Source organism: Parasphingorhabdus sp. JC815 (genome assembly GCF_040717415.1).
Classification (GTDB): Bacteria; Pseudomonadota; Alphaproteobacteria; order Sphingomonadales; family Sphingomonadaceae; genus Parasphingorhabdus.
This window is the reverse complement of record NZ_JBFEFM010000005.1, coordinates 185,333-197,027: the sequence shown is the minus strand read 5'-3', so window position 1 is coordinate 197,027 and position 11,695 is coordinate 185,333. Positions and strand designations below refer to the sequence as shown.

The following is an 11,695-nucleotide window of genomic DNA, read 5'->3' as shown; positions in this document are numbered from 1 at the left end:
CTAATCCTTATGACCGAGACCAGACTTAATGACCGCGCGGTAATCCGCATATCAACAAATGACGAAAATGAGGATAGTCGCGATTTCCTGCAAGGATTGGTGACGCAGGATATGCAGATAGTTCAGCCCGGTGCCCCGCAATGGGCGGCTCTGTTGACGGCGCAAGGGAAAGTGCTGTTCGATTTTTTCCTCTGGGCAGACGGAGATGACATTCTGATTGATTGTGAAAAACATCATGTCGAAGCCTTGGAAAAGCGGCTTAAACTCTATCGACTGCGCCGGAAAATCGGCATCGGGATTGACGGGGATTACACCGTTCACTGGGCCCGTGAAGCCACCGATAAACCCGCTGACCCACGGCTTTCTGAGCTCGGCTATCGCTGGCTTGAAGATACTCAGGAGGACGGCCAAAATGAAAACGGCGTTGATGCTGCTTATAAAGCGCACCGGCTATCGCTTGGCGTAACCGAAGGGCAGGATGAACTGGGCAGTGACAAAATATTATGGCTGGAATGTAATGCCGACGAGCTGAACGGAGTCAGCTTTACCAAGGGCTGCTATGTCGGACAGGAAAATACAGCCCGGATGAACTATCGTCAGAAAATCAACCGGCGTATGGTAGTCGTGCCGCTGGAACAGGCAGACGAAAAGCGCCAGCGGATCGCTTATCCCGAACTCGGGTTATCGGTGGAACATCGCCGGGTTGACGATATTAGCGGTTATGATTTGCCCGATTGGCTAGCGACCGCACTGGCGGAGCAGCCTAAAGAATAGCTGGCGATTATACTGTTTGGTTATACCGTTCGGCCAGGGAAAAGCCGTTAGTGGTGAGCTTGTCGAACCACGTTCCTATATCAGGCACGGCATAAGGGCCATAGCCCCGCTTCGACAGGCTCAGGGTGAGCGGCATGGGGTATATTTATCCTCCGAAAAACCACCAATGAGGTTTAGGCAGCTGCGTCGCCCTTTTCTTCTTCTTTGGCTTTTACCGTCCGGCGTTTGCGAACCGGCTTTTTCTTCGGTTCTTCCTCATCCGCTTCACTGTCATCCGATTTTATCGAGATAGCAGGTGGCAGAACGCTTACATCGAAACCATTCGTTTCGTCAGCACCGTTGGCCTTCTTGGGTTTAGTAGTTTCACCTTCAGCAGCTTCCGCAGCAGGCTTGCGCGGACGGCGCGCCCGAACGGGCTTTTTCTCAACCGGCGTTTCGGTCTTGTCACCCTCTTCCGGGGTTGCCTTTTTGGGTTGTCCCTCATCGCTTTGGTCGCTTGACTTTGACCGGCGATCATTTTGCTGGCGTCCACGCGGGCTGCGGTCCTGACGGTCATCACCGTCTTGATCCCCGTTCTGCCGGTCGGCATCGCCGGAATTGTCATTTCGATCAGCATTGCTGCTGCGCTGCTCTTCACGGGCGAGGCGCTGCTCTTCACGGCGCGCCTGTGTATCCGCATGGACACGAAAATAATGGTCAGCAAATTGATGATAATATTCGGCATTGACGCGATCGCCATTAACCTGGGCATCTTGCGCCATTTTCTTGTATTTCTCAAGCATTTGGGCCGCATTACCGCGCGCACGGCTATCAATCCGGTTCTCGCGGTCTACACCGCCGCGATTGCCCTGGTTGCGGTTATTATTACTGTTCCGGCCACGACGGCGACCGGCCTGACGATTATTCATCAAATTCTGGGTGTCCTTATACCGTTAATAAATTCGGTCTTTCCTATTGTTTTGCTGCTGTAAAAGGCAGCTCCGTGCCATGGACTCCAAAATCCAGAGCAACCCAAAAAAGATAAAATATTGCCGGACATCAGCATGTTTATCTATATGGGAGTCGGCCAGAGATTTTAGGAAAAATGCCAGAAATCATCTGCGCCTGTAACACTCTTAGCGCGTTCATCCATCAAATCCAAGCATTTTCTATCATTCTGATGTTTTGCACAATATCAAAAGCCGATCATTACCGCCCAAATCCTGCTTTGACTCGACTTCATATCCGTTTTTTTCTGCCAATCGGGAAACGGCTTCGGCTTGGTCAAAACCTATTTCCAACAGCGCCGTGCCGCCCTTAGATAACAGCGCATGCAGCGCGGGTATAATGATCTGATAATCATCCAGTCCCTGCGTTCCGGCGAACAGGGCCTCATGCGGCTCAAACTCAGCCACTTCGCGCGATAAAGCCGCCCGTTCCGCAACATAGGGCGGATTGGCGAGAATCAGGTCATATGACACCAGGCCGGATGGGCCGGTCAAAGCCTTTGTCCAATCCTTATGCGTCCAGTCCTGTAACAGAAAGCGCGCGCGATCATTCAGGCCCAGCCGGTCGGCATTATTATGCGCGATGGCAAGCGCCGCTGCACTGGCGTCAATCCCGGTTCCCTGCGCCCCCGGAAATTCCGACAAGGCCGCAAGCAAGAGCGCGCCACTGCCCGTGCCAAGGTCGAGAATCGTCTGAGGCGGATATTTCGCCCCTATGTTTACGGCAGTTTCAATCAAAATCTCGCTATCAGGCCGGGGGATCAAAACATCGGATGAAACCTGAAACGACAGGCTCCAGAATTCCCGCTCACCAACAATATACGCAATCGGTTCATGTTGTTTGCGCCGCTCCAAAAGGGCGATAAAACTGTCTGGCACCGTGAGTTTCGGCAAGTCCAGCAACAAGTTCTGGCGGCTGATGCCCAAAGCATGGGCCATCAACAATTCCGCATCAAGCCGCGGGGTTTCACTCACCGGCTCAAGAGCTTTCACCGCTTCTCGCACGGTTGCGGCTATATCAACCATCCAGATTGGCGAGCCTGCTGGCTTCATCCTCGGCGGTCAGGGCGTCGATCAACTCATGCAGCGCGCCGCCTTCGATAATTTCAGGCAATTTATGCAGGGTCAAATTGATCCGGTGATCGGTCACGCGGCCTTGCGGATAATTATAAGTTCTTATCCGTTCCGAGCGGTCACCGGAACCGACCATTGATTTACGCGCATCGGCCGCTTCGCTGGCAACCATTTCGCGTTCGCGTTCATATAGCCGCGCGCTTAGCACTTTGAGCGCCTGCGCCTTGTTCTTATGCTGTGACTTGCCATCCTGACATTGCACCACCAGACCAGTTGGAAGATGGGTGATGCGAATCGCGCTATCGGTCTTGTTGACATGCTGACCACCGGCGCCGCTTGCGCGGTAGGTATCGATTCGCAAATCCTCGGTGCGGATGTCGATATCAACCTCTTCCGGTTCCGGCAAAATGGCGACGGTGGCAGCGGAAGTATGGATGCGCCCGCCGCTTTCGGTTTCGGGCACACGTTGCACCCGGTGGACGCCGGATTCGAATTTCAGCTTGGCGAAGACGCCCTTGCCGTTAATATTGGCGATAACTTCCTTGAACCCGCCCACTTCGGACGCATTGGCGGAGATCATCTCGATTTTCCAGCCCTGGTCCTCGGCAAAGCGGCTATACATGCGGTAAAGATCACCAGCGAATAACGCGGCTTCATCGCCGCCGGTCCCGGCGCGAATTTCAAGCATGGCAGGGCGTTCATCCGCCGCGTCCTTGGGCAGCAATTGCAGCGCCAGTGTATGTTCAGCCTTGGCCAATGCTTCTTTTACGTCATCAACCTCGTCAGCGGCCATCGCTTTCATCTCTGCATCATCACCGGCGAGCATTTCCTCCAGCCCCGCCTGTTCATCGCGCAGCCGTTTGACCTCGGCAGCGGCATTGGCGACAGGCTCAATCTCGGCATATTCCTTGGACGTTTGGACAAATTTGTCACCGTCCAGATTGCCGGAGGCCATCATCGCCTGAAGCTCGGCAAAACGTGCTTCGATCTGTGCGAGTCGTTGGGAACTGAAGGTTGTCATCGGCTTTGCGTCCCGACTATCTGACAAAAAGTTGCCCGCCACACCACCGTCACCCCCGCGCAGGCGGGGGTCCAGCTATTTGAGCGCACTGGGACAGAAGTAGCTGGATTCCCGCCTGCGCGGGAATGACGAAGATGGGTTCCCATTATTTCTTTTCCTTCAACACCCAAGAGTGAGCATTTTGGATTGTCGTTTCTTCTAATATAAATTCTTTCGAGAGCGCACTAGAAATGAGATTTCGAACCGGACGGACTGCATCACTCTCCACATTTAAATCTCTTAGCCGGGCAACACACAAAGCTTGATCAAACGGTTCAATGCTCAAAAGCCTATGGGAACCATCTTTTTTAGCTTTGTCATAACGCTTGCGCGGATTGGCATGAGTGTAAAAATTCTTCGTTCTCACATCAGCTTTACGTAGAATATATGTGATCCAATTTGCAGTTTCCTTTAGTTGCTTCTCCTGAGAAACAACCACCATTTCAGGAATATCCTGATATTTAGGATCTTCCTCCAACAACATCCCAAGCCGCTCAATCCCTGCGGCCCAGCCGACAGCGGGCGTTGCCGGTCCGCCCAGCGTTTCAATCAACCCGTCATAACGGCCACCCGCAAGCACAGTGCCCTGCGCGCCCAGCCGGTCCGTGACAAATTCAAAGGCCGTGTGGCGATAATAATCCAGCCCGCGCACCAAGCGGCTATTGCGGGTCCACGCAACACCGCACGCATCAAGCCCTTCTGTCACCTGCGCGAAAAACTCTTTGGCTTCATTTGATAAATAGGCGTCAATATCCGGCGCGCTATCGGCAATCGGGCGATCCTGCCGCTCTTTACTGTCCAATATCCGCAGCGGATTGCGCTCCAGCCGGTCTTGACTATCGGAGGAAAGGTCCGCCCGGTGCGCCTGAAAATGCTCGACCAATGCTTCGCGCCACGCATTGCGGCTGGCAGCGTCGCCCAGTGTATTAAGCTGCAAAGTCACGCCTTCGGATATCCCAAGCTCGCTTAAAAGCTGATCAGCGAAACATAGAAGATCGACATCCGCTGCCGCTTCGCCAGCGCCGATGATTTCCGCATCGAGTTGATGAAACTGCCGATAACGGCCTTTTTGCGGGCGCTCATAACGGAACAGCGGACCGTGGGCAGAAATCTTTAGCGGCACATGTTGCTGCCAGCCGTTGGTCAGAAATGCCCGTGAAATGCCCGCAGTAAACTCGGGACGCAAAGTCAGGCTATCGCCGCCGCGATCCTCGAAACTATACATTTCCTTTGATACGACATCGGTCGTCTCACCCAATGAACGGGCAAAAACAGCAGTTGGCTCGAACACCGGCATCTGCACGCCTTTGAAGCCATATAGCCGGCGCACACGTTCAAACACTTCCACGACATGCTGGAAGCGCTCCTGCTCTTCGCCAAATATATCCTGTGTGCCGCGCACAGGTTGCGGCGTTTGTATTTTGGCCATGGATATCCTTTGTCTTCGCCTTACATGCTGCGCGTTATGTTGAAAGCGCTTTAGCCGCTGATGCACAAAAGCGAAAGATATCTTGTTTTCTATTCCCAATATTACTGTTTTTCCCATCGGCCCACTGGACGTTGAAGCCAAAAAGCGTCATTCAGGCCGGAATATTGCGTACAGAGGATCGGTTAAATGCGTCTGGTTGCACTTTTGGAGCTGGTGCCTATTCAAGTTACACCTGTTCAAGCTACAGTGGCCCGTATTCTGCTCGTCGCTATTCTTTTCTTCGCTGGTTCTTCACTGGCTGGTCTTTCGCCTGCTGACGCACGTGCTGCCATGCCCGACAATCTGAGCAAGCCGGTCTATAGCGCACCGCAAGACCGGATTCCCAGAGCGCAGGACATTCCCTTCCCCGGCACCATGCAGTTGGTGGTGGACGCCCGCGACAATAAGCAAGGGGTTTTCCGCGTCACACAAACCATACCGGTGGTAAAGCCGGGTCCGTTGACTTTGCTCTATCCCGAATGGTTGCCGGGCACACACGCCCCGCGCGGAGAGATTGAGAAGCTGGCCGCGCTTGAATTTACCGCCGGTGGTCGAGTGATAGAGTGGGTTCGCGATGATGTGGATGTCTATGCTTTCCACCTGAACGTGCCGGATGGGGTGTCGCAGATCACCGCAAAATTCCAATTTGTCTCTGCAACGTCCGGTATACAAGGCCGCATCGTCATGGCCCCTACGATGTTGAACCTGCGCTGGCATCAGGTCTCTTTATATCCGGCGGGATATTATGTTCGCCAGATTCCGGTGGAAGCCGCCGCTATCTATCCCGACGGCTGGCGGTCAGCCAGCGCGATGCGTCCAAAAGCACAGCAAGAGAAACCGGCCAGCACAAACTATGTAGCTTATCAAAAGACCGATTATGATACATTGGTCGACAGCCCTGTTTTTGCGGGTAAATATTTTGAATCGCACCGGCTTTCCCCGCGCGCGCATCTGAATATCGTAGCCGACGATGACAAATATCTAAGGCCCTCGAAATCCCATATTGCTACCCACGGCAAGCTGGTGCGCGAGGCCGAGGCGCTATTTGGTAGCAAACCTTATGACCGCTATGATTTCCTGCTCGCACTGACCGAAGAGATGGGCGGCATCGGTATGGAACATCATCGTTCCTCGGAAAATGGAGTGAACCGCGAATATTTTACCGGCTGGAATGATGGGCCGGGCCGGCGCAATTTGCTGGCTCATGAAATCGTTCATAGCTGGAATGGCAAATATCGCCGCCCCGCCGGCCTCTGGACACCGGATTTCCGTGAACCGATGCGTAGCCAACTGCTTTGGATTTATGAGGGCCAGACGCAATTTTGGGGATATGTGCTTGGCGCTCGATCAGGGCTTTATTCGAAACAGGACACGCTGGATGCCTTTGCCGCAATTGCCGCGGCTATGGATCTGCGGTCAGGGCGCCGGTGGCGTCCGCTGATCGACACAACACAGGATCCGGTTATTGCAGCGCGCCGTCCGAAACCCTGGACCAATTGGCAGAGACAGGAAGATTATTATAATGAAGGGCTGTTAATCTGGTTGGAAATAGACGGGATTATCCGGCGCGAATCGAGTGGGCAAAAATCGCTCGAAAATTTTGCACGCCGCTTTTTCAATGGAAAAGACGGCGATTACGGTGTGGTCACTTATGAACTGGATGACGTGATCCAGACGCTGAATATTGTGCAAGCCTATGACTGGGCGGCTTTTATCGACAAGCGGGTTTATCAGCCCACCACAGAAGCACCGAAAAATGGTTTGACTCTGGGCGGCTATAAACTGGTCTACAACGCTAGGCTATCCGACTATATCCGTGCCAGAAACAAGCGCGGAAAACACCATGATTTAAGCCATTCTATCGGTATGGTGATCAGTGATAAATCAGTAATAAAGGCCGTGGTCTGGGGCAGTCCGGCGTATAAGGCAGGATTGAAAACCGGCCTCACCCTTACTGCGGTCAATGGCAAAGGTTATACAACGGATATATTGCTGAAAGAGATTGAAGCTAATCGCGGAAAGAGCCGGAAAATCGAATTATTTGCCAAGGATGGCGACCGCTATGTTAATTTTTTGGTCGATTATTCTGACGGCCTTCGCTATCCGCATCTGGAAAAAATAACTGCCGAAGAGGCGGACGGAGAGAGTGATGAAGCTGATCGGGGCATTGACCGGCTGTTGCAGCCAAAAACCTAATAATCAGGACCTGTAAACTATGGACATCACCAAAATCCCTATCGGCGATAACCCGCCGGAATGCCTGAACGTCATTATTGAAGTGCCCGTCGGCGGAGAACCGGTCAAATATGAATTTGACAAAGCATCCGGCGCGCTGTTCGTTGACCGCATCTTGCACACGCCAATGCGCTATCCGGCAAATTACGGATTTATCCCGCACACCCTCTCGCCCGATGGTGATCCGCTGGACGCACTGGTCGTGGCACGCTCACCCTTCATGCCGGGCTGTGTTGTCCGTTGCCGTCCGATTGCAGTGCTTAACCTCGAAGACGAGCATGGCGGTGATGAAAAGCTGCTTTGTGTCCCGATTGATGCAACCTTTCCGTACTACCGTGCAATAGGTGAAGGCAACGACCTGCCCCAGATCGTGATGCAGCAGATTGAGCATTTCTTTACCCATTACAAAGATCTGGAGCCCGAAAAATGGGTCCGTGTCGGTAGTTGGGGCAATGCAGAAGAAGCACGCCGCGTTGTGCTCGAAGCCATTGAGCTGGCGAAAACCAAGAAATGACCACTGTTCCTATCCGGAGAGCGCATATATTGGCAGGGCTGGCGGCAATCGTTAGTCTGGCCGCATGCGCTACTCCGGAGAGCAGGGTTCGTAGCGGACTCATGAGCGCAGGTCTGTCCAAACCGGTAGCAACCTGCATGGCCGACCGGATAGTTGACCGCCTGTCCTATGGCCAGATCAAAAAACTGAACTCACTGGGTAAGCTTCAGGACCGTAAAGCCGGAGATATTACCGTTAATGAGTTTGTGAAACGGACCAAGGCTCTACAGGATCCCGAAATTCTGGGTGTTGTAACATCATCCGGCGTTGTTTGCGCTTTGAGGTAACAAAAGCCCTTGCGATTATGACTTTGGTCATGACTGCTCCTTAACTCCAAAGCACATACGGGCAGATGGTTTTGCAGCTGAAAAAGCAAGCGGTTAGCCAGTCAATTGAAAATGTCATTTGTAACTATTCTCATATCAGCGGGATTGTGCGGCAAATTATCTTAAATCAGGGTGGAATTACCGCGCTGACTGTGCTTTAGCCCTCGGCAAGACTCGCTAACCGAATATATAAGAAAGGCGTTGCCCCGTCCCATGAACATCCATGAATATCAGGCCAAAGAACAACTTGCCAAATATGGCATCAACATTCCCGCAGGTCATGCGGCGCTAACCGTTGAGGAAGCTGTTTCAGCTGCTGAAAAACTGCCCGGACCGCTATATGTAGTGAAGGCACAGATTCATGCCGGTGGCCGCGGTAAGGGCAAGTTCAAGGAATTGGGCGCAGATGCCAGCGGCGGTGTCCGCCTGTCCAAATCGGTCGATGAAGTACGCAAAAATGCCACCGAAATGCTTGGCAACACTCTTGTCACCATCCAGACCGGTGACGAAGGCAAGCAAGTCAACCGGCTCTATGTCACCGATGGTGTCGATATTGCAGAGGAATATTATCTTTCCATGCTGGTTGACCGTGCAACAGGCCGGATTGCCATGATTGTCTCAACCGAAGGCGGCATGGACATCGAAGATGTCGCGCACAACACGCCCGAAAAAATCAAAACAATCACCATTGACCCGGCACAGGGCTTTATGCCGCACCATGGCCGGTCCATGGCGTTTGCGCTGGGCCTTTCCGGTGACCTCAACAAACAGGCCCAAAAACTGGGTAAGCAGCTTTATACCGCATTCACTGACATGGACTGCGAAATGCTGGAGATTAACCCGCTGGTCGAAACCAAGGATGGCAATCTGCTGGTCCTCGATACCAAGATGAGCTTTGACGGCAACGCCCTGATGCGTCACCCCGATCTCCTTGAGCTGCGCGATGTGACCGAAGAAGACCCTGCCGAGGTCGAGGCTTCCAAATATGACCTCGCCTATATCAAACTGGACGGTAGCATTGGCTGTATGGTCAACGGCGCGGGTCTGGCGATGGCGACAATGGACATCATCAAACTGAACGGCGCGTTTCCGGCTAACTTCCTTGATGTTGGCGGTGGCGCAACCACTGAAAAAGTGACGGCGGCGTTCAAGATCATTCTGGCCGATCCGGCTGTCGAAGGCATATTGGTCAATATTTTTGGCGGCATCATGAAATGCGACATCATTGCCGAAGGCATTGTCACAGCGGCGAAAGAAGTCGATTTGTCGGTTCCGCTTGTCGTCCGTTTGGAAGGCACGAATGTCGCCAAAGGCAAGGAAATTCTGGCCAATAGTGGCCTGCCGATCGTTTCCGCCGATGATCTGGGCGATGCAGCAAGAAAGATAGTCGCTCAGGTTAATAAAGCAGCGTAACTCATATAAGGGCGGCTTTCGCCACGAAAGGTCTTGACTGAAACTGCCTTGGTCCGAGCTGCATCAGGGGTTTGACGTTTACGTGAACGTAAGTTAAGGCGTCCGCAGAAATTTAATGAAGGAAACAGCAATGAAAATCCTCGTCCCCGTAAAACGGGTGATAGACTATAACGTAAAACCACGGGTAAAGTCCGATGGCAGCGGTGTTGACCTTGCCAATGTGAAAATGTCGATGAACCCGTTTGACGAAATTTCCGTTGAAGAAGCGATTCGCCTGAAAGAAGCAGGCAAAGCAGAGGAAATCGTTGCGGTTTCTGTTGGCCCGCAAAAGGCGCAGGAAACTCTCCGCACCGCTCTGGCCATGGGTGCTGACCGCGCCATATTGGTTGTGACCGACGAAGAAGTCGAGCCGCTTGGCGTTGCGAAAATCCTTGCAAAAATTGTTGAAGAAGAATCACCTCAACTGGTAATTACCGGCAAACAGGCGATTGACGATGACAGCAACCAGACCGGCCAAATGCTCGCTGCTCTGCTTGGCTGGGGTCAAGGCACATTTGCCAACACCGTGGAAATTGACGGTGACAGCGTTGCCGTGAAGCGTGAAATTGATGGCGGTCTGCAAACGGTCAAATTGAACCTCCCCGCTGTGGTCACCACTGACCTGCGTCTCAATGAGCCGCGCTACGCGTCACTGCCGAACATCATGAAGGCAAAGAAAAAGCCGATGGATGAGAAAACACCAGCCGATTACGGCGTTGACATCGCTCCGCGTCTGACCACCACCAATGTTTCCGAACCGCCTGTCCGTCAGGCCGGTGAGAAGGTTGAAGATGTGGATGCGCTGGTCGCCAAACTTAAAGCTGTGGGAGCCATATAATGAAAACGCTCGTACTTGTTGAACATGACAATGCAAATATGAAAGACGCGACGCTGGCCGTCGTTACGGCTGCATCGCAGCTTGGCGAAGTCCACGCGCTTGTCGTCGGCTCTGATTGCGCCAGCGTTGGCGAACAGGCAGCCAAAGTTGCCGGTGTCAGCACCGTGCACGTCGCGGATGACGCATCGCTTGCTAACCAGCTTGCCGAAAATGTTGCGCCGCTGGTCGTTAGCCTGATGGACAGCCATGACGCTTTCCTGGCGCCCGCCACCACCACCGGCAAAAACATCGCACCGCGCGTCGCGGCCCTGCTCGACGTAATGCAGATTTCCGACATTCTCTCGGTCGAAAGCGAAGATACGTTCACCCGGCCCATTTATGCCGGCAACGCCATCGCCACGGTCAAAACGTCGGATGCAAAAAAAGTCATTACCGTTCGCGGAACAGCTTTTGACAAAGCCGCTACCGAAGGCGGTTCTGCTGCAATCGAAGCTGTCAGCGGCGCAAGTGATGCAGGTCTGTCGAGCTTCGTCAGCGAAGAAATCGCCGAGTCGGAACGTCCTGAACTGACCAGCGCAAAAATCATCGTTTCGGGTGGCCGCGCATTGGGTTCTTCGGAGAAATTCGAAGAAGTCATCACCCCGCTTGCCGACAAACTCGGCGCTGGCATCGGCGCATCGCGCGCTGCGGTTGATGCGGGCTATGTCCCCAACGACTATCAGGTCGGCCAAACCGGCAAGATCGTCGCTCCGGAAGTTTACATCGCTATCGGCATCTCCGGCGCGATCCAGCATCTGGCAGGGATGAAAGATTCCAAAACCATCGTCGCAATCAACAAAGACGAAGACGCCCCGATTTTCCAGATTGCAGACATCGGACTGGTCGCAGACCTGTTCAACGCCGTTCCGGAATTGACGGAAAAGCTTTAA

11 protein-coding genes are annotated in these 11,695 nt (G+C 53.3%); 7 read left to right on the top strand and 4 right to left on the bottom strand.

Translation table 11 applies throughout. From position 1 onward, the window contains the following. The first annotated feature begins 9 nt into the window (after positions 1–9). Positions 10–774, top strand: coding sequence for a folate-binding protein (locus AB1K62_RS12455; protein ID WP_367003962.1), 765 nt, complete (start codon positions 10–12; stop codon positions 772–774). 173 nt (positions 775–947) lie between these two features. Here AB1K62_RS12455 and AB1K62_RS12450 read toward each other — a convergent pair whose 3' ends face one another. From AB1K62_RS12450 to hisS, 4 genes are all read right to left on the bottom strand, one after another. Further along, the gene (locus AB1K62_RS12450) at positions 948–1,682 is read right to left on the bottom strand and encodes a DUF4167 domain-containing protein (protein WP_367003960.1); all 735 of its coding nucleotides are present in this window, start codon (positions 1,680–1,682) and stop codon (positions 948–950) included. 243 nt (positions 1,683–1,925) lie between these two features. Continuing rightward, positions 1,926–2,786 carry a peptide chain release factor N(5)-glutamine methyltransferase gene (prmC, locus tag AB1K62_RS12445; RefSeq protein ID WP_367003959.1) on the bottom strand — a complete coding sequence of 287 codons (861 nt, stop codon included), beginning with the start codon at positions 2,784–2,786 and terminating at the stop codon, positions 1,926–1,928. Then, positions 2,779–3,855: a peptide chain release factor 1 gene (gene prfA / locus AB1K62_RS12440; RefSeq protein ID WP_367003958.1), complete on the bottom strand. Its 1,077-nt coding sequence runs from the start codon at positions 3,853–3,855 to the stop codon at positions 2,779–2,781. The genes prmC and prfA overlap by 8 nt, the downstream gene beginning before the upstream one ends. Positions 3,856–4,000: 145 nt before the next feature. Next, a complete protein-coding gene (hisS, locus tag AB1K62_RS12435) occupies positions 4,001–5,323 on the bottom strand; it encodes a histidine--tRNA ligase (RefSeq protein WP_367003956.1) in 1,323 nt (440 codons plus the stop codon). A gap of 186 nt (positions 5,324–5,509) precedes the next feature. Between hisS and AB1K62_RS12430 the strand changes: the two genes are divergently transcribed. From AB1K62_RS12430 to AB1K62_RS12405, 6 genes are all read left to right on the top strand, one after another. After that, positions 5,510–7,558: a peptidase M61 gene (locus tag AB1K62_RS12430; protein WP_367003955.1), complete on the top strand. Its 2,049-nt coding sequence runs from the start codon at positions 5,510–5,512 to the stop codon at positions 7,556–7,558. Between the two features lie 19 nt (positions 7,559–7,577). Further along, positions 7,578–8,111 (top strand): inorganic diphosphatase, encoded by a 534-nt coding sequence (ppa, locus tag AB1K62_RS12425; RefSeq protein WP_367003954.1) that lies wholly within the window; start codon positions 7,578–7,580, stop codon positions 8,109–8,111. After that, entirely contained in the window at positions 8,108–8,437 is a 330-nt protein-coding gene (locus AB1K62_RS12420; RefSeq protein ID WP_367003952.1) for a hypothetical protein, read from the top strand. The genes ppa and AB1K62_RS12420 overlap by 4 nt, the downstream gene beginning before the upstream one ends. 252 nt (positions 8,438–8,689) lie before the next feature. Then, positions 8,690–9,889 (top strand): ADP-forming succinate--CoA ligase subunit beta, encoded by a 1,200-nt coding sequence (gene sucC, locus AB1K62_RS12415; protein WP_367003951.1) that lies wholly within the window; start codon positions 8,690–8,692, stop codon positions 9,887–9,889. 130 nt (positions 9,890–10,019) lie between these two features. Further along, positions 10,020–10,766 (top strand): electron transfer flavoprotein subunit beta/FixA family protein, encoded by a 747-nt coding sequence (locus AB1K62_RS12410; protein WP_367003949.1) that lies wholly within the window; start codon positions 10,020–10,022, stop codon positions 10,764–10,766. After that, on the top strand, positions 10,766–11,695 hold the full coding sequence (locus tag AB1K62_RS12405) for an electron transfer flavoprotein subunit alpha/FixB family protein (RefSeq protein ID WP_367003948.1): 930 nt from the start codon (positions 10,766–10,768) through the stop codon (positions 11,693–11,695). Before AB1K62_RS12410 ends, AB1K62_RS12405 begins: the two co-directional genes overlap by 1 nt.

What these genes read in the sequence shown, in the direction of transcription:
- prmC (WP_367003959.1), bottom strand. Translation starts at nt 2,786, where the DNA reads ATGGTTGATATAGCCGCAACCGTGCGAGAAGCGGTGAAAGCTCTTGAG.
- AB1K62_RS12450 (WP_367003960.1), bottom strand. Translation starts at nt 1,682, where the DNA reads ATGAATAATCGTCAGGCCGGTCGCCGTCGTGGCCGGAACAGTAATAAT.
- ppa (WP_367003954.1), top strand. Translation starts at nt 7,578, where the DNA reads ATGGACATCACCAAAATCCCTATCGGCGATAACCCGCCGGAATGCCTG.
- AB1K62_RS12405 (WP_367003948.1), top strand. Translation starts at nt 10,766, where the DNA reads ATGAAAACGCTCGTACTTGTTGAACATGACAATGCAAATATGAAAGAC.
- sucC (WP_367003951.1), top strand. Translation starts at nt 8,690, where the DNA reads ATGAACATCCATGAATATCAGGCCAAAGAACAACTTGCCAAATATGGC.
- AB1K62_RS12455 (WP_367003962.1), top strand. Translation starts at nt 10, where the DNA reads ATGACCGAGACCAGACTTAATGACCGCGCGGTAATCCGCATATCAACA.
- prfA (WP_367003958.1), bottom strand. Translation starts at nt 3,855, where the DNA reads ATGACAACCTTCAGTTCCCAACGACTCGCACAGATCGAAGCACGTTTT.
- AB1K62_RS12410 (WP_367003949.1), top strand. Translation starts at nt 10,020, where the DNA reads ATGAAAATCCTCGTCCCCGTAAAACGGGTGATAGACTATAACGTAAAA.
- AB1K62_RS12430 (WP_367003955.1), top strand. Translation starts at nt 5,510, where the DNA reads ATGCGTCTGGTTGCACTTTTGGAGCTGGTGCCTATTCAAGTTACACCT.
- AB1K62_RS12420 (WP_367003952.1), top strand. Translation starts at nt 8,108, where the DNA reads ATGACCACTGTTCCTATCCGGAGAGCGCATATATTGGCAGGGCTGGCG.
- hisS (WP_367003956.1), bottom strand. Translation starts at nt 5,323, where the DNA reads ATGGCCAAAATACAAACGCCGCAACCTGTGCGCGGCACACAGGATATA.